Origin of the sequence: Bradyrhizobium sp. B124 (genome assembly GCF_038967635.1) — a bacterium.
Taxonomy (GTDB): domain Bacteria; phylum Pseudomonadota; class Alphaproteobacteria; order Rhizobiales; family Xanthobacteraceae; genus Bradyrhizobium.
Map to the genome: position 1 here is coordinate 3445156 of NZ_CP152413.1, position 16825 is coordinate 3461980.

Here is a 16825-nt window from a genome sequence, read left to right on the forward strand (position 1 = left end):
TTACACACACGCGGCATCATGCCGCGTGTGCTTTTCCGGGGATAGTCGCCTCGCCGTGCTGCGTCAGCGGCTTCATGCCGGTGACCGTGCGCAGCAGCACATAGAACACCGGCGTCAGGAACAGGCCGAACACGGTGACGCCGATCATGCCGGAGAACACCGCGACGCCCATCGCGCGCCGCATCTCCGAGCCCGCGCCGGTCGACAGCACCAGCGGCAGCACACCCATGATGAACGCCATCGACGTCATCAGGATCGGCCGCAGCCGCAGCCGGCTCGCCTCGATCGCAGCGCGGATCGGGGAGCGCCCGGCGAATTCGAGCTCGCGCGCGAATTCGACGATCAGGATGGCGTTCTTGGCCGACAATCCGACCAGCACGATCAGGCCGATCTGGGTGAAGACGTTGTTGTCACCCTTCGACAGCCAGACGCCGAACATCGCGGCCAAGAGGCCCATCGGCACGATCATGATGATCGACAGCGGCAGCGCCAGGCTCTCGTAGAGCGCGGCGAGCACCAGGAACACCAACAGGATCGCGAGCGGAAACACCCAGATTCCGGAATTGCCGGCGATGAACTCCTGATAGGTCAGGTCGGTCCATTCGAAGGCAAAACCCGGCGGCAGTGTTTCGGCCGCGATCCGTGTTGCCGCCTCCTGCGCCTGGCCGGACGAGAAGCCCGGCGCCGCAGCGGCGTTGATGTCTGACGACAGGAAGCCGTTGTAGCGGATCGCGCGCTCCGGACCCGCGCTTTGGCGGACCTTCAACAGCGCCGACAGCGGTACCATGTCGCCCGAGGACGAGCGCACCTTCAACTGCCTGATGTCGTCGGCACGCGCACGGAACGGCGCGTCCGCCTGCACATAGACCGAATAGGTGCGGCCGAATTTGTTGAAGTCGTTGACATAGTAGGAGCCGAGATAGATCTGCAGCGTGTTGAAGACCTCCGTGACCGGCACGCCGAGCTGCAACGCCTTGGTGCGATCGATGTCGGCGAACAGCTGCGGCACGTTGACCTGGAAGCTCGAGAACACGCCGGCGATCTCCGGCGCCTTCTGCATCGCCGTCATGAACGCCTTGGTCGCGTCGTTCAGCGCCTCATAGCCGAGGCCGGCACGGTCCTCGATCTGCAGCTTGAAGCCGCCGATGGTGCCGAGGCCGTTGACCGGCGGCGGCGGGAACATGGCGATGAAGGCATCCTGGATGCCGGCATATTTCTTGTTGAGCGCCGCCGCGATCGCCGGGCCGCTCAGCGACGGATCCTTGCGCTCGTCGAACGGCTTCAGGGTCGAGAACACGATGCCGGCGTTGGAGGAGTTGGTGAAGCCGGAGATCGACAGGCCGGGAAACGCCACGGAGCTTTCGACACCCGGCTGGGTCAGCGCGATGTCGCTCATCTTGCGGATCACTTCCTCGGTGCGGTCGAGCGTGGCGCCGTCGGGCAGCCGCGCAAAGCCGACCAGATACTGCTTGTCCTGGCCCGGCACGAAGCCGCTCGGCACCTGCTTGAACAGCACGCCGGTCAGGCCGATCAGCAGCACATAGAGGCCGATCACCACGGCCTTGCCATAGATCACCTTGGTGACGGTCCGGCCGTAGTTCTCCGAGGACTTCGTGAAGACCTTGTTGAAGCCGCGGAAGAACCAGCCCAGCGACTTTTCCATGCCTCGGGTCAGCCAATCCTTCGGCTCGTCATGTCCCTTCAACAGCAGCGCCGACAGCGCCGGCGACAGCGTCAGCGAGTTGATCGCCGAGATCACGGTCGAGATCGCGATGGTCAGCGCGAACTGCTTGTAGAACTGTCCGGTGAGGCCGGAGATGAAGGCCAGCGGCACGAACACCGCGATCAGCACCAGCGCGATCGCGATGATCGGGCCGGAGACTTCGCGCATCGCCTGGTTGGTGGCATCGCGCGGCGACAGGCCGGATTCGATGTTGCGCTCGACGTTCTCGACCACGACGATGGCGTCGTCGACCACGATGCCGATCGCCAGCACCAGGCCGAACAGGCTGAGCGCGTTGATCGAGAAGCCGAACACATGCATCACCGCGAAGGTGCCGACGATCGACACCGGAACCGCGATCAGCGGAATGATCGAGGCGCGCCAGGTCTGCAGGAACAGGATCACGACCAGCACGACGAGCGCGATGGCCTCGAGCAGCGTATGGATGACGGCCTCGATCGAGGAGCGCACGAATTGCGTCGGATCGTAGACGATCTGGTACGACACGCCCTCCGGCATGTTCTTCTTGATCTCGGCCATGGTCGCGCGGACGTGGTCGGAGATCTCCAGCGCGTTCGAACCCGGCGCCTGGAAAATCGGGATCGCGACCGCCTGCTTGTTGTCGAGCAGCGAGCGCAGGCCGTATTCGGAGGCGCCGAGCTCGATCCGGGCGACGTCGCGCAGCCGCACCACCTCGCCGGCCGAGCCGGTCTTCACCACGATGTCGCCGAATTGTTCCTCGGTCGACAGCCGTCCCTCGGCGTTGACGGAGAGCTGGAGGTCGAGGCCCTTGACGCTGGGCGAGGAGCCGACCACGCCGGCGGCGGCCTCGACGTTCTGCGCCTGGATTGCGCGCACCACGTCGCTTGCGGTCAGCGCATGTTCGGCGGCCTTCTGCGGATCGACCCAGACCCGCATCGAATAGTCGCCGGCACCATAGAGCTGGACGTCGCCGACGCCGTCGATCCGCGCCAGCCGATCCTTGACGTTGAGCACTGCGTAGTTGCGCAGATACGTCATGTCGTAACGGTTGTTCGGCGACAGCAGATGCACGACCATGGTGAGGTCGGGCGAGCTCTTCTTGGTGATGATGCCGAGCTGGCGCACCACGGCCGGCAGGCGCGGTTCGGCCTGCTGCACGCGGTTCTGCACCAGCTGGGTCGCCTTGTCGGGGTCGGTGCCGAGCCGGAACGTCACCGTCAGCGTCATCGCGCCGTCGGTGGTCGCCTGGCTCGACATATAGAGCATGCCCTCGACGCCGTTGATCTGCTCCTCGATCGGCGTCGCCACCGTCTCGGCGATCACCTTCGGATTGGCGCCGGGATAAGTCGCGCGCACCACGACCGACGGCGGCACCACGTCGGGGTATTCCGAGATCGGCATCGCCACCAGCGAGATCAGGCCGGCCAGGAAGATCAGGATCGATAACACGCCGGCGAAGATCGGCCGGTCGATGAAGAATTTTGAGAGATTCATGGCTCCGCCCCCGCGTGCAGTGCCTAGCGCTGCACGACGTGCTGGTTGGTTTCAGTCGATGCCTGTTGCATGCCGCGCGCGCCCATCTCGGCGACTTCCATCTTCAGAAGTGCGCCGGGACGCACGCGCTGCAGGCCGTTGACCACGATGCGGTCGCCGGATTTCAGGCCGGCGGTGACGATCCGCAGGCCATCGACCGCGCCGCCGAGCGTGACGGAGCGGTACACGGCGCGGCTGTCGTCGCCGACCAGCATGACGAACTTCTTGTCCTGGTCGGTGCCGACGGCGCGCTCGTCGACCAGCACCAGCGTCTGCTGCTGGGGCTGGCCCATGCGCACGCGGGCGAACTGGCCCGGGATCAGCCGGCCGTCTTCGTTCTTGAACACGGCGCGGACGCGGATGGTGCCGCTCTGCCCGTTGACCTGGTTGTCGATCAGCTGGATGTGCCCCTTGGCGCTGAGGCCGCCCGACGTCACCATGTCGACCGGGATCTGATCGAGGTTGCCGCGCTTGCCGGACGCGTCCGCGATCGAGTTCAGCGCACGCAGCACGACCTCCTCATCGGCATCGAAGCTCGCATAGATCGGATTGACCGAGACCAGCGAGGTCAGGACCGGCGACGAGGTACCTGCCGCGACGAGATTGCCGACCGTGACCTCGATCCGGCCGACCCGGCCGTCGACCGGTGCGCGGACCTCGGTGTAGTCGAGATTGAGCTTTGCTGTCTGCAACGCGGCTTCGGCGGCCTTGACGTTGGCGATCGCCTCGCGATTGGCGTTGTCGCGCTGGTCGAAGTCGCGCTTGGTGACGATGTTGTTGCCGACCAGCTGTGCGCCGCGTTCGACTTCGCTCGTGGTGAACACGACGCGGGCCTTGGCCGCCTCGAGCTGCGCCTGCGCCCGGTCGACCTCGGCCGCGTAAGGCGCGGGGTCGATCTTGAACAGGATGTCGCCGGACTTCACCAGCGCGCCCTCGGTGAAGTTGGTCGAAAGGATCGCGCCCGCCACCCGCGGCCGCAGCTGGACGCGGTCGACGGCTTCGAGCCGGCCCGAGAAGTCATCGAACAGGGTGGTCGGCCGCGGCTGGACCACGGCGACGGTCACAGGGACCGCCGGTTCGGGCGCGGCGGCGGTAGCGGTCGCCTGCGCAGCATGGAAATAATGGCCGGTCGCAATCGAACCGGCCACCGCAAGGGCGCTGAGGATCACAACACCGCCGACGACACGTCGGAAACGGCCGGTACGGGGATTTTGGGTTGACGAGGGCATTCACGCGCTCCAGATATCTGTAGTGTTCGCTACAGATGTGGAGCTGGACGCCGGTCCGCAAGATACTTATGTATCAAGCGCTATGAATTTATTATCTCATTCGTGGGGAAATGGGAAGACGCGGAAAAACACTACGTGCAACAAGAGGATAAGCCAGGGACAATCCGTCACAGAAACGGCACCCGGCTTACGGAGCAACCAAAAATGGGAATGGGACGCCCCCGCGCCTTCGACGCGGACGCAGCTTTGGACCGGGCCATGGACGTGTTCTGGCGCCACGGTTACGAGGGGACCACTATCGCCCAGCTCACCGAGGCGATGAATATCAATCCGCCGAGCCTCTATGCCGCCTTCGGCAGCAAGGAAGGCCTGCTGAAGGCCGCGCTCGACCGCTACTCCGAAAAGCGCGACGCCTGGATGGAAGGGGTCTTGGGCGCCCCCACCGCGCGCGAGGTCGCCGAGCGGCTGCTGATCGGCACCGCCGATGCCCAAACCGATCCCGCAAACCCGCCGGGCTGCCTGCTGGTCCAGGGTGGCCTTGCCTGCGGTACCGGCTCGGCGAACGTTCCGTTTGAGCTGGCGGCACGCCGAATGCACACTGAAGACCAGTTGCGCGAGCGCTTCATGCGCGCGAAAACCGAGGGTGATCTGGCTGAGAGCGCCGATCCCGCCGCGCTGGCGCGCTATCTCTCCGCCGTCACCGCTGGGATGGGCGTGATGGCCTACTCCTCCGACCGCAACGCATTGCGCGAGATCGCCGCGGTGTCGCTGAAAGCGTTCGAGGAGCAGGCGAGAGGATAGCGGTTCACGTCAAGCGCATGCGAGCTCCAACGGGGTTGGGAGTGACCGGCGATGAATCATTGGACCGGCTGGCTGCCAGGTCTCAAGACGCTCCGTCGGTATGAAGCGGCGTGGCTTCCACACGACATCTTCGCCGGGCTTGTGCTCGCGACCATGCTGGTCCCGGTCGGCATCGCCTACGCGGAAGCGTCGGGCTTGCCCGGCATCTACGGACTTTACGCCACGATCATCCCGCTCCTCGTCTACGCGTTGTTCGGGCCGAGCCGCATCCTCGTCCTGGGACCAGACTCGGCGCTTGCAGCCGTCATCCTTGGCGTTGTCGTTCCACTGTCGGGCGGCGATTCCCTGCGCGCGGTAACCTTGGCCGCGATGATGGCCATCGTCTCCGGAACGATATGCATTGTGGCGGGCCTCGCACGGTTAGGATTCTTGACCGAGCTCCTGTCCAAGCCGATCCGCTACGGCTACATGAACGGAATCGCCCTGACCGTGCTGATCAGCCAGCTGCCAAAGCTGTTCGGCTTCTCCATCGAAGGCGATGGACCTTTGCGCAGCCTCTGGGCGATCGGCGGAGCGATCCGTGACGGAAAGACCAATTGGGCCGCCCTCGGGATCGGCCTTGCCACCTTGGCGGTGATCCTGCTGCTCGCGCGGAACAAGCGGTTGCCGAGCATTCTGATCGCCGTAGTTGCGGCGACGGCAGTCACCGGCGTGCTCGATCTCGGGGCGCGCTTCGGCGTGAAGGTTCTGGGTCCGCTTCCCGAGGGCCTGCCGGGTTTCGCCATTCCCTGGATCGGCTATGGCGATATCGTGCAAGTGCTGATCGGCGGTTGCGCCGTCGCGCTGGTGTCATTCGCCGACACCAGCGTGCTTTCGCGGGCTTATGCGGGAAGATTGGGCGATCGCGTTGATCCCAACCAGGAGATGGTAGGGCTCGGCGCGGCCAATCTGGCGGCCGGCTTTTTTCAGGGCTTTCCGATCAGCAGCAGCGGTTCGCGCACGCCTGTTGCAGAAGCTGCGGGGGCGCGCACCCAATTAACCAGCGTCATCGGTGCGCTTGCCATCGCCTTTCTGCTGCTGATGGCACCAAACCTGCTTCAGCACTTGCCCACCGCCGCATTGGCCGCCGTCGTCATCGCCGCGGCGATCGGCCTGTTTGAGGTCGGCGACCTCAAGCGAATCTACGACATTCAGCAGTGGGAGTTCTGGCTATCGGTGGTCTGCTTTGTCGGCGTGGCCGTGCTGGGAGTGATTCCGGGAATAGGCCTCGCCATCGTGATCGCCATCGTTGAGTTCTTGTGGGATGGCTGGCGCCCGCATTCCGCCGTACTGGGCCGCGCCTCCGGCGTGAAGGGCTATCACGACATCACGCGATATCCGGACGCGCGCCAAATCCCCGGGCTGGTCCTGTTCCGGTGGGATGCGCCGCTGTTCTTTGCCAATGCCGAGTTCTTCAAGGAGCGTGCGCTGGACGCGGTGGCGAAGTCGCCGACGCCGGTGCGCTGGCTGGTGGTTGCTGCCGAGCCGGTCACCAGCGTGGACGTGACTGCCGGCGACGTCCTCGCCGAGCTGGACCAAGCATTGCATGCAAAGGAGATCGAGCTGTGCTTTGCCGAGCTCAAGGATCCCGTCAAGGACAAGCTGAAGAAATTCGGCTTGTTGGCGCAGCTTGGCGAGAACAGCTTCTTCCCGACCATCGGCGTCGCCGTTTCGCGCTACCTCGAGATCAATGACGACGTGGCCTGGGAGGACTGGGAAGACCGGACTCAATCCTAGGTTCAATCCGGCTATCCGGGCGGTTCACCACATCGTCTGTCGCGCGCGCTCCGGCCATTCGCGATCGTATTTTTCGCCGCCGACCGTGTGCTCGCTCATCTCGGCCAGGATCTGGCCTGGCGTCGGCAGAGCCTTCGGATCGACCCGCTTGTCCGGATTCCAGAGGTCGGAGCGCACGATCGCGCGGGCGCACTGGAAATAGATCTCGTCCACATTCATCACTATCACCGTGCGCGGCGCCTTGCCTTCCATCTTGAAGGAGGCCAACAGCTCCGGCTCGGCCGAGACATAGGCCCGGCCGTTGACGCGCAGCGTGCTGCCCGAGCCCGGAATCAGGAACAGCAGCCCGACGCGAGGATCGCGCACGATGTTGCGCAGCGAATCGCAGCGATTGTTGCCGCGGCGATCCGGCATCATCAGCGTCTTCGGATCATGGATGCGCACGAAGCCCGGCAGGTCGCCCCGCGGCGAGCAGTCGAGCCCCTCGGGCCCCGAGGTCGCAAGCGACACGAACGGCGACTTCTCGATGAGCACACGATAGAGCGGCGTCACGTGATCGGCGACCTTCACGGTCGACGCGTCGTTCGGGAAGCCGTAGATCGCCTCAAGCTGCTCGATCGTGGAAATCACCGACATTCGTGCTGTTCTCCTTTGTGGCTAGTCGTCTCTTGCTATTCGTCCCAGCGCTCGCCCTTGATGATGCGAACAAGCTGTCGTGCGTGATACTCGGCGGTGCCGGAATTGACGATGGTGAAATCGGGCGTCGACGTGCTTTCGTCGACGGTGCGGGCCAGCCGCTGCGCGAGCAGGCCGTCGCTGCTGCGTGCCCGCGCAGCCAGCCGCGCGGCCAGCACATCCGGCGGCGCCGTGATCGACACCACGACGGCATTGGCGTAGTGGCGGCGCGCTGCTGCGATCACCGTGCGCGAGACGTTCGCGATCACGGTCCGCCCGGCTCGGATCTCATCGTTGATCGCGCGCGACAGCGCATAGCGATGGCCGTGCGCTTCCCAGTGCATGGCGTAATCGCCGGCGGCGACCGCACGCTGGAAGGCTTCCGCGCTGACCTCTTCATTATCTTCCGAGGCCGACGCCTGACGTGTGATCAGGCGGCGGGGAAACACGATGTCGCGATCGTCGGCGCAGGCCGCCTTCGCCAGCCCCAGCAGCGTGTCCTTGCCGGCGCCGCTCGGGCCGACCACCAGGATCAACCGGCCGGGACCGATCGCGGTGCGCTGCTCGGCGACGACGGACGCACCGGTCACGCGACCCTCCCCCCTTCGCGCCAGACGCTGCGCACGACAGGCAGATCGCGCGCGACGTGCACGCGGATCAGATCGGCGCGCCTGCCGACCGCGATCTCGCCGCGATCGGACAGGCCGACTGCTTCGGCGGGCGTCTTGGTCACGGTGCGGACAGCGGAAGCAAGATCGATCGCCGGCACATGCCGCGACAGTTGCAGGGCGGCCATCAAGAGGCTGGAGGGAATGTAATCCGACGACAGGATATCCAGCATGCCCTCATTGGCGAGATCGACGGCCGCGATATTGCCGGAGTGCGAGCCGCCGCGCACCACGTTCGGCGCGCCCATCAGGATGTCGATGCCGGCGGCGTGCAGCCCGCGCGCGGCTTCCATCGTGGTCGGGAATTCCGCGACTGCGACCTTGTCGTTGACGGCGTCGACCACGTTTTCATCCGTGGTGTCGTCGTGGCTCGCCAGCGGAATCCTGTACTGATGCGCCAGCGCGACGATGGCGCGGGTGTTCGCCACCGCATATTCCTTCTGATAGGCGAAGCGGCGGGCGAACAGCACGTCGAGCTGGGCGTCGGTCATGCCGCCGCCCTTGCCGCGGTAGTAATCGCGCAGCTTCACCTCGTCGCGGAACTGCCGCTGGCCCGGCGTATGGTCCATCAGCGACATCAGCCGCACATCCGGCCGGTCGATCAGCTCCTTGGCCTCGGCGACGACATCAGGCATCGGCACCTCGCAGCGCAGATGCAGGAAGTGATCGGCACGCAGCAGGTCCTCCTCGCGCGCGGCCGAGATCGCCGCCGCGAGCACGCCGGCGCGGCCGTCGACATCCTCGGCGCCGTCCTCGCGCCAGACCCGAAGCGAGTCCAGCACCGTGGTGATGCCCGAGGTCGCGAGCTGGCCGTCATAGGAGATCACGGCCGCGACCGGATTCCAGAACACCTTCGGCCGCGGCACGTAGTGCATTTCGAGATGGTCGGTGTGCAGCTCGATCAGCCCGGGCATCAGGAGATCGCCGCCGGCATCCTCGGCTGCCTCGGGCGCCCTGCCCTCGCCGAATTCGGCGATCTTGCCGTCAGCGATCGCAACCCAGCCCTGCTCGATCACGCGATCGGCGAGGACCAGCCGGGCGTTGCCGATGATGGTGTCTTGCTTGGCGGTCATTTCAAACGGTCCTTCAGGCAGCAGCCGCGAACGAGGTCACATCGACGATACGGTCGGCGATCAGATGGCGGATCTCGTCGTCATGGACAATCGCGACCATCGCGACGCCCTTGGTCTTTTTCTCCGCAATCAGCTCGACCACCACTGCGCGATTCGCCGCATCGAGCGAAGCGGTCGGCTCGTCCAGCAGCAGGATCGGCAGGTCCGAGATGAAGCCGCGCGCGATGTTGACGCGCTGCTGCTCGCCGCCGGAGAAGGTCGAGGGCGGCAAGGTCCACAGCCGCTCCGGAATGTTGAGCCGGCGCAACAGGCGCCCGGCGCGTTCGCGGGCCTCCTCGCGCGCCACGCCGTTGACGATCAACGGCTCGGCGACGACGTCGATCGTGGCCACCCGCGGCACCGCGCGCAGGAACTGGCTGACATAGCCGATGGTCGAGCGGCGGATGCTCAGCACCTGCCGTGGTTCGGCGGTCGCGAGGTCGATCACCGTGCCGCGATGGCGGATGCCGATCCGGCCGCTGTCGCAGCGATAATTGCCGAAGATCATCTTCAGGATCGAGGATTTGCCGGCGCCCGACGGGCCCGACAGCACCACGCACTCGCCCGGATCGGCGTGGAACGAAACGCCCCGCACCACCGGCAGCTCGACGCCGCCTTGCAGATGCATGGTGAAGGTCTTCTCGGCGTTGGCAAGTTCGATCATCGCGGTCATTGGCAAGCTCATGGCGGCAGTATCGAGGAAACGAGCAGCTGCGTATAGGGCTCGCGGGGATCATCGAGCACCTGGTCGGTGAGACCGGTCTCGATGACGCGGCCGCCCTTCATCACCATCACGCGATGCGACAGCAGGCGCGCGACCGCGAGATCGTGGGTCACGACGATGGCGGCAAGGCCGAGCTCGCTGACGAGATTGCGCATCAGATCGAGCAGGCGCGCCTGCACCGAGACGTCGAGGCCGCCGGTCGGCTCGTCCATGAACACCAGCCGCGGCTCGGTGACGAGGTTGCGCGCGATCTGCAGCCGCTGCCGCATACCGCCCGAATAGGTCTTCGGCGCATCGTCGATGCGGCCGACATCGATCTCGACCCGATCGAGCCAGGTCGATGCGGTGTCGCGGATCCGGCCGTAGTGATTCCAGCCGACCGCCATCAGCCGCTCGCCGACATTGGCGCCGGCCGAGACGCCCATGCGCAGGCCCTGCGCCGGGTCCTGATGCACAAAGCCCCAGTCGGTGCGGAACAGGAAGCGCCGCTCCGATTCGCCGAGCTCGGCGAGGTCGCGCAGCACGCCGTCGCGCATCCGGTAGGACACCCGGCCCGCGCTCGGCGCGAGCTGCGCGGAGAGCAGTTGCAGCAGCGTCGACTTGCCCGAACCGGACTCGCCGACGATCGCCAACACTTCACCGGGATAGAGTGCGAACGAGACGTCGCGGCAGGCCGGGAGCCGGCCGTAATTCTTGGCAAGCCCCTCGGCCACCAGCAGCGGCTGATCGTTGTCGAGGCTCGAGAGCTCAGACATGCGCCTTCTCCTTGTGCGGCGCCGCGCTTTCGGTGCCGTGATGGCCGGCGGCCTGGCGCTGCTCGCAGAAGTCGGTATCGGAGCAGACGAACATCCGCCCGCCCTTGTCGTCCGTGACGATCTCGTCGAGATAGGAATTATCCGCGCCGCACAGCGCGCAGGGCGCGTCGAAGCGGTAGCGCGTGAACGGATGATCCTCGAAATCCAGCGAGACCACAGTGGTGTAGGGCGGGATCGCGTAGATCCGCTTCTCGCGGCCGGCGCCGAACAGCTGCAGCGCCGCGCAATTGTCCATCTTCGGATTGTCGAATTTCGGCGTCGGCGACGGGTCCATCACGTAGCGCGCGTTCACCTTCACCGGATAGGCGTAGGCGGTCGCGATATGGCCGAAGCGCGCGATGTCCTCGTAGAGCTTGACATGCATCAGCCCGTATTCGGCCAGCGCGTGCATCCGCCGCGTCTCGGTCTCGCGCGGCTCGAGGAAGCGCAGCGGCTCGGGGATCGGCACCTGATAGACCAGCACCTGCCCGGCATGCAGCGACGCCTCGGGAATGCGGTGCCGGGTCTGGATCACGGTCGCGTCCGTCGTTGACGTCGTGGTCGCGACACCAGCGGTCTTGCCGAAGAACTTGCGGATCGAGATCGCGTTGGTGGTGTCGTCCGAACCCTGGTCGATCACCTTCAGCACGTCGTCGGGACCGAGGATCGCAGCCGTCACCTGCACGCCGCCGGTGCCCCAGCCATAGGGCATCGGCATCTCGCGGCTCGCGAACGGCACCTGATAGCCGGGGATCGCGATCGCCTTCAGGATCGCGCGGCGAATCATCCGCTTGGTCTGCTCGTCGAGATAGGCGAAATTGTACGTCGGCGCGTTCATTCCGCGGCCTCCTGCAGTTCCACGGCCTCGTTGGCTTCCGCGAACTCCTGCCGCAGCTTGCGCAGCAGGCCGAGCTCGGACTGGAAGTCGACGTAGTGCGGCAGCTTGAGATGCTCGACGAAGCCGGTCGACTGGACATTGTCGGAGTGCGACATCACGAACTCCTCGTCCTGCGCCGGCGCCGCGGCCTCCTCGCCGAGCTCGCGTGCGCGCAGCGCGCGGTCGACCAGCGCCATCGACATGGTCTTGCGCTCGCTCTGGCCGAAGGCGAGGCCATAGCCACGGGTGAAGCACGGCGCCTCGGTCGTCGAGCCCTTGAACTGGTTGACCATCTGGCACTCGGTGAGCTCGATCGAGCCGAGCGGCACCGCGAAGCCGACGTCTTCGGCTGAGAATTCGACCTCGACCTCGCCGAAGCGGATCTCGCCGGCGAAGGGATGATTGCGGCCGTAGCCGCGCTGCGTCGAATAGCCGAGTGCGAGCAGAAAACCCTCGTCGCCGCGCGCCAGATTCTGCAGCCGCAGATCGCGATCGGCTGGGAAGTTCAGCGGTTCGCGCGTGAGGTCGCCGACCACAGCGTCGGCATCGGCCCGCGGCGACGATTCGATCAAACCATCGCGGCCGAGAATGTCGGTGACCCGCGGCGTTGCCGCCTGCGAGGCTTCCGCGGTCGCCGGCTGCTCCGGCACAAAACCTTCCGCAAGCTGCGGATCGAGCAGGCGATGGGTGTAGTCGAAGGTCGGCCCCAGGATCTGGCCGCCCGGAACGTCCTTGAAGGTCGAAGAGATGCGCCGCCGCACCAACATCTCGCCGGTATTGACCGGCTCGGTGGCGCCGAAGCGCGGCAGGGTGGCGCGGAAGGCGCGAACCAGGAAGATCGCCTCGATCATGTCGCCGCGCGCCTGCTTGATCGCGAGCGCCGCAAGCTCGCGGTCGTAGAGCGAACCTTCGGTCATCACGCGGTCGACACCAAGCGCGAGCTGCCCGGAGATCTGCGCCAGCGACACCTCGGGCACATCGCGATCGCCGCGCCGCTCATGCGCCAGCAGCCGATGAGCGTTCTCGATGGCGCGCTCGCCTCCCTTGACGGCTACATACATCGCTCACACTCCGCTTGCGATCAGCCGCGTGGTGCGCGGGATCGCGACAATCTTGTCGTCATGGACCAGCACGACGTCGATGCCGCGCGGGAACAGCGCTTCATTGATCGCCAGCCGCTGGAACAGGTCGCGCGGCTTGATCATCGCCTGCAACATCGCGCTGCCGTCGATGCCGGGACCCTTCAGCTCGAAGGCCGGCCCCTGCGTCAGGCTGTCGATCTGCAGGATCAGCGTGGTCGACCGGTCAGGATATTCGCTGCTGCCGAACGCGAATCGCTCCAGCACCGGCAGGTTTGCGGCATCGCCGATCAGCGCGAAGCTCGCGATCGAGGGATCGGCGATCACCGGCGCGCTGGCGTGAAACTTCAGCCAGCGGGCGACATCAGGCGTCGCCGACATCGCGGCATCGAGCCAGATCGGCGTGTCGTGATCGAACAGCGTCAGCGCGATCGCGGCCGCGCCGCGCATCATCCCGGCGGGTGTTCCGACGCTCGCGGCGACGCGCTGCACGCTGCCCGGGCGCGCCATCGCATCCATCACGGAGCGGAATGTGGATTGCGCCGACAGCACCTTGTCGGCAAACCCTGCGGGCATTTCGGCAATCGTCGTCATTGCATCACCCTTCACCGCGCACCATGGTGTAGAAATCAACCCGCGTCGCCGCGGTCTCGGCGGCCTTGCGGGCGCGTTCGGCGTTCATCGCGACCCGCAGCGGCGCGATCACCTTGGCCTCCACCTCGCCGGACAATTCCGCCGACTGCACCATGGCGTCGCATAGCGCGATCATCTGCGCCTTGTGCGCATCGCGGCCGAGCGTGTAGCCGAAGCCGACTTCGCCGGTCGCAAGCCGCACCGCCGCGCGCGATACCGTCGCCTCGCCGAGGTTGAACGGCGCACCGTCACCGCCGATCCGCCCGCGCATCATCACGAGGCCGTTCTCCGGCTCGCGCAGGTTCTCGTGGCTGGGCACCGCGATCGCCGCCAGCCTGCCTGCGATGTCGGCCGCGGCGGAGTGCGCCAGCACCGTCATCGCGGCCTTGCGCTGGGCCTGTTTGCTGTCCGGTCCGGTCGAATTCGTGGTTGAATTCATGGGCAACCTTGCTTGCATCAAGTTGTCTATGATACTAGACAACTTGATAGCCGAGCGCCATGACTGTTTCGTGACAAACCGAAGATTTCTGGTATCACCGCGCCATGAGCATGCAGGAAAGTTCCGGCGTCGCCTTGTGGCGGCAGGTCGCTGACGGCATCGAGCGCGGCATCGCCGACGGCCGCTTTGCTGCGGGCGAAAAGCTGCCCGGCGAGATGGAGATCGCCGAGACTTACCGGGTCAACCGCCACACAGTGCGGCGGGCGCTCGCCGCATTGGCGGAGCGCGGCCTGGTGCGCGCCGAGCGCGGCAGCGGCACCTATGTCGAAGCCCAGCGCCTTGCCTATCCGCTGCGTTCACGCACGCGATTCTCGGAGATCGTCGGCGCCGGGGGCCACGAGCCGCGCGGCCAGCTGATCGATGCAGGCAACGACGTCGCCAACCGCGAGATCGCGCGCGAGCTGGGTTTGAAGATCGGCGCGCCGCTGATCCGGATCGAAGCGGTGCGGCTCGCGGACCGGACGCCGATCTGCGTGTCCACCACCTGGCTGTCGGCCGAGCGGTTTCCCGATGCCGGCAGCGTGTTTGCGGACGTTCGCTCGATGACGAAGCTGCTCGGGCACTACGGCGTGAAGGATTACCACCGCGCCTCGACCCGGATCACCGCGGCGATCGCCGATGCGACCGACGCCGCGCGGCTCGACCTGCCGCTGGGCCGGCCGGTGCTGGTGGTCGACGCGACCGACGTCGATATGCTGGACCGCCCGCTGGTGACCAAGCGCTCGCGCTTCGCCGCCGAACGCGTGGAGTTTCTGGTCGAGAATAGCTGATCTCTCTGCTCCCTCGCCCCGCTCTTGCGGGGAGAGGGTTGGGGTGAGGGGCTGCCTCCGCGAATCCGACAGATGTGAGTACGGGGACAAACCCCTCACCCGGATTGCACCGGACGATGCTTCGCATCGCCGAGCGCAATCCGACCTCTCCCCGCAAGCGGGGGGCGAGGTGACCTCCTACACCACCGCCCTTTGGCCGATGATGGCAAAGCGCAGCTTGCTCGAGATGAAATCGATCGCGGCGACCGCGATCAGGATCATCAGGATCAGGAACGACACCTTCTGCCATTCCAGCACGCGGATCTGCTCGGCGAGCTGGAGCCCAATGCCGCCGGCGCCGACGATGCCGATGATGGTGGCCGAACGGGTGTTCGACTCGATGAAGTAGAGCACCTGGGCGGCGATCACAGGCAGCACCTGCGGCAGCAGCCCGAAGCGGATTTCATGCAACGCATTGCCGCCGGAGGCGCGGATGCCCTCGACCTGCTTGCGATCGGCCGCCTCGATCGCCTCCGAGAACAGCTTTCCGAACGCGCCGAAGTCGGAGACCATGATCGCCAGCACGCCGGCGAACGGGCCGAGACCGACGACGTTGATCCAGACCAGCGCCCAGATCAGCGTATCGACGCCGCGGATCGAATCCAGGAAGCGGCGCACCGGAAAGCGGATCAGGTTCGAGGGGATGATGTTGCGCGCCGCCAAGAGGCTGACCGGCAGCGCCAGCACCGCCGCAAGCGTGGTGCCGAGCAGCGCGATCGACAGCGTCTCGCCGAGCGCCTGCATGTAGAGCGGGAACGACGCGCCGGGATTGGGCGGGATCATCATCATGGTGATCCAGCCGAGCTGGCTCATTCCCGAGATCAGCCTGGACGGCGAGAAGTCGAGATCGACCAGGCCGTATGCAAAGATCGCGATCGCCGCCACGATCGTGGCCGGCATCGCCAGCCGCGCCGACGCGGGGCGTTCGAACACGCCGGGGTATTTCGCACGCAAGTCCGCGGTGTCCGGCTTCGGCAGCTGGCTCATCGCCGGGTCTCCTTGCCGAACAGCCGGCCGCGCAGCCAGCCGGTCGAGATGTCGATGATGAAGACGGTGACGATGATGGTGACGAGGATCGCGCTGACGTCGGAATAATAGAACTTGCGGATCGCGACCACGAGCTCCTGGCCGATGCCGCCGGCGCCGACGAAGCCCATCACCGACGCCTCGCGGACGTTGATCTCGAAGCGCAGCAGCGCATAGCTGGCGTAGCCCGCCGAGACCTGCGGCAGGATGGCAAAGCGCATGCAGGACAGCCAGCTCGCGCCGGTGGAGCGGATGCCCTCGACCGGCTTCATGTCGGCATTCTCGACGATCTCGGCGAACAGCTTGCCGAGCGCCCCGGTGGTGTGGATCGCAATCGCCAGCACGCCGGCCATCGGCCCGAGGCCGAACGCGATCACGAAGATCAGCGCGAACACGATACCCGGCACCGTGCGGGCGAATTCGAGCAGGCGACGGACGGTAAAGCGCACCCATGGTCCCGGCGAGGTGTTCTGGGCCGCGAAGAAATTCAGCGCAAAGGCAAACACGGCACCGGTCAAGGTGCCGACATAGCTGATCAGGAGGGTCTCACCGAGCAGCCGCAACCATTTCTTCAGGCCCCAGAACCATTCCACCGGATCGGTCCAGACCCGGGCACCGGAATCCAGCGTCAGGATGCGGTCGAAATAGCTGACGAAGTTGCCGAAATAGGTGAAGAACGTGTGCAGGTTCACATCGGCGCCGAGCGCCGCGATAAACAGCGCCGCGCAGAACACCGCGGCCGCCACCGTCGCCTTCAGCCGCTTGCGCGCGACCGCCTTGCGATAGGCATCGTTCAGCGTCGCCAATTGCTGCGCTGGAAGGATGGAAATGGCGGTCGCCATCGATGCGGGCCAGTCTGCTCGAGGGAGGAACGAAAAGGGCCGG

16 protein-coding genes are annotated in these 16825 nt (G+C 65.9%); 3 read left to right on the forward strand and 13 right to left on the reverse strand.

Annotated elements, in window-relative coordinates; all coding sequences use genetic code 11:
• Window positions 1-16: 16 nt before the first annotated feature.
• Window positions 17-3199 (reverse strand): multidrug efflux RND transporter permease subunit, encoded by a 3183-nt coding sequence (locus AAFG13_RS16545; protein WP_342712659.1) that lies wholly within the window; start codon window positions 3197-3199, stop codon window positions 17-19.
• 23 nt (window positions 3200-3222) lie between these two features.
• Window positions 3223-4467, reverse strand: coding sequence for an efflux RND transporter periplasmic adaptor subunit (locus AAFG13_RS16550; protein ID WP_342712660.1), 1245 nt, complete (start codon window positions 4465-4467; stop codon window positions 3223-3225).
• Window positions 4468-4671: 204 nt separating this feature from the next.
• Between AAFG13_RS16550 and AAFG13_RS16555 the strand changes: the two genes are divergently transcribed.
• Window positions 4672-5268: a TetR/AcrR family transcriptional regulator gene (locus AAFG13_RS16555; RefSeq protein WP_212311516.1), complete on the forward strand. Its 597-nt coding sequence runs from the start codon at window positions 4672-4674 to the stop codon at window positions 5266-5268.
• Between the two features lie 51 nt (window positions 5269-5319).
• The gene (locus AAFG13_RS16560) at window positions 5320-7044 is read left to right on the forward strand and encodes a SulP family inorganic anion transporter (RefSeq protein WP_342712661.1); all 1725 of its coding nucleotides are present in this window, start codon (window positions 5320-5322) and stop codon (window positions 7042-7044) included.
• Window positions 7045-7068: 24 nt separating this feature from the next.
• On the opposite strand, the gene AAFG13_RS16565 is transcribed toward AAFG13_RS16560, so the two are convergent.
• The 9 genes from AAFG13_RS16565 to phnG are packed head-to-tail and all read right to left on the reverse strand — an operon-like array spanning window position 7069 to window position 14045.
• Window positions 7069-7680 carry a pyridoxamine 5'-phosphate oxidase family protein gene (locus AAFG13_RS16565; RefSeq protein WP_342712662.1) on the reverse strand — a complete coding sequence of 204 codons (612 nt, stop codon included), beginning with the start codon at window positions 7678-7680 and terminating at the stop codon, window positions 7069-7071.
• A 35-nt stretch (window positions 7681-7715) separates the two neighbouring features.
• Entirely contained in the window at window positions 7716-8309 is a 594-nt protein-coding gene (phnN, locus tag AAFG13_RS16570) for a phosphonate metabolism protein/1,5-bisphosphokinase (PRPP-forming) PhnN (RefSeq protein ID WP_342712663.1), read from the reverse strand.
• A complete protein-coding gene (locus tag AAFG13_RS16575; RefSeq protein WP_342712664.1) occupies window positions 8306-9460 on the reverse strand; it encodes an alpha-D-ribose 1-methylphosphonate 5-triphosphate diphosphatase in 1155 nt (384 codons plus the stop codon). The genes phnN and AAFG13_RS16575 overlap by 4 nt, the downstream gene beginning before the upstream one ends.
• A gap of 13 nt (window positions 9461-9473) precedes the next feature.
• Window positions 9474-10172, reverse strand: a complete 699-nt coding sequence (gene phnL, locus AAFG13_RS16580; RefSeq protein WP_342712665.1) for a phosphonate C-P lyase system protein PhnL — start codon at window positions 10170-10172, stop codon at window positions 9474-9476.
• An 8-nt stretch (window positions 10173-10180) separates the two neighbouring features.
• The gene (gene phnK, locus AAFG13_RS16585) at window positions 10181-10978 is read right to left on the reverse strand and encodes a phosphonate C-P lyase system protein PhnK (protein WP_212311522.1); all 798 of its coding nucleotides are present in this window, start codon (window positions 10976-10978) and stop codon (window positions 10181-10183) included.
• Window positions 10971-11855, reverse strand: coding sequence for an alpha-D-ribose 1-methylphosphonate 5-phosphate C-P-lyase PhnJ (locus AAFG13_RS16590; protein ID WP_342712666.1), 885 nt, complete (start codon window positions 11853-11855; stop codon window positions 10971-10973). The genes phnK and AAFG13_RS16590 overlap by 8 nt, the downstream gene beginning before the upstream one ends.
• Window positions 11852-12955: a carbon-phosphorus lyase complex subunit PhnI gene (locus AAFG13_RS16595; RefSeq protein ID WP_342712667.1), complete on the reverse strand. Its 1104-nt coding sequence runs from the start codon at window positions 12953-12955 to the stop codon at window positions 11852-11854. Before AAFG13_RS16595 ends, AAFG13_RS16590 begins: the two co-directional genes overlap by 4 nt.
• A gap of 3 nt (window positions 12956-12958) precedes the next feature.
• Window positions 12959-13567 (reverse strand): phosphonate C-P lyase system protein PhnH, encoded by a 609-nt coding sequence (gene phnH / locus AAFG13_RS16600; protein WP_342712668.1) that lies wholly within the window; start codon window positions 13565-13567, stop codon window positions 12959-12961.
• Window positions 13568-13571: 4 nt separating this feature from the next.
• A complete protein-coding gene (gene phnG, locus AAFG13_RS16605; protein ID WP_342712669.1) occupies window positions 13572-14045 on the reverse strand; it encodes a phosphonate C-P lyase system protein PhnG in 474 nt (157 codons plus the stop codon).
• Window positions 14046-14149: 104 nt separating this feature from the next.
• Between phnG and phnF the strand changes: the two genes are divergently transcribed.
• Window positions 14150-14875 (forward strand): phosphonate metabolism transcriptional regulator PhnF, encoded by a 726-nt coding sequence (phnF, locus tag AAFG13_RS16610; RefSeq protein ID WP_212311527.1) that lies wholly within the window; start codon window positions 14150-14152, stop codon window positions 14873-14875.
• A 177-nt stretch (window positions 14876-15052) separates the two neighbouring features.
• Here phnF and phnE (AAFG13_RS16615) read toward each other — a convergent pair whose 3' ends face one another.
• Together phnE (AAFG13_RS16615) and phnE (AAFG13_RS16620) are read right to left on the reverse strand one after the other, a co-directional pair.
• Window positions 15053-15901 (reverse strand): phosphonate ABC transporter, permease protein PhnE, encoded by an 849-nt coding sequence (phnE, locus tag AAFG13_RS16615; protein ID WP_342712670.1) that lies wholly within the window; start codon window positions 15899-15901, stop codon window positions 15053-15055.
• Complete coding sequence (phnE, locus tag AAFG13_RS16620) at window positions 15898-16782, reverse strand: phosphonate ABC transporter, permease protein PhnE (RefSeq protein WP_173641362.1); 885 nt, start codon at window positions 16780-16782, stop codon at window positions 15898-15900. Before phnE (AAFG13_RS16620) ends, phnE (AAFG13_RS16615) begins: the two co-directional genes overlap by 4 nt.
• Window positions 16783-16825: the final 43 nt, after the last annotated feature.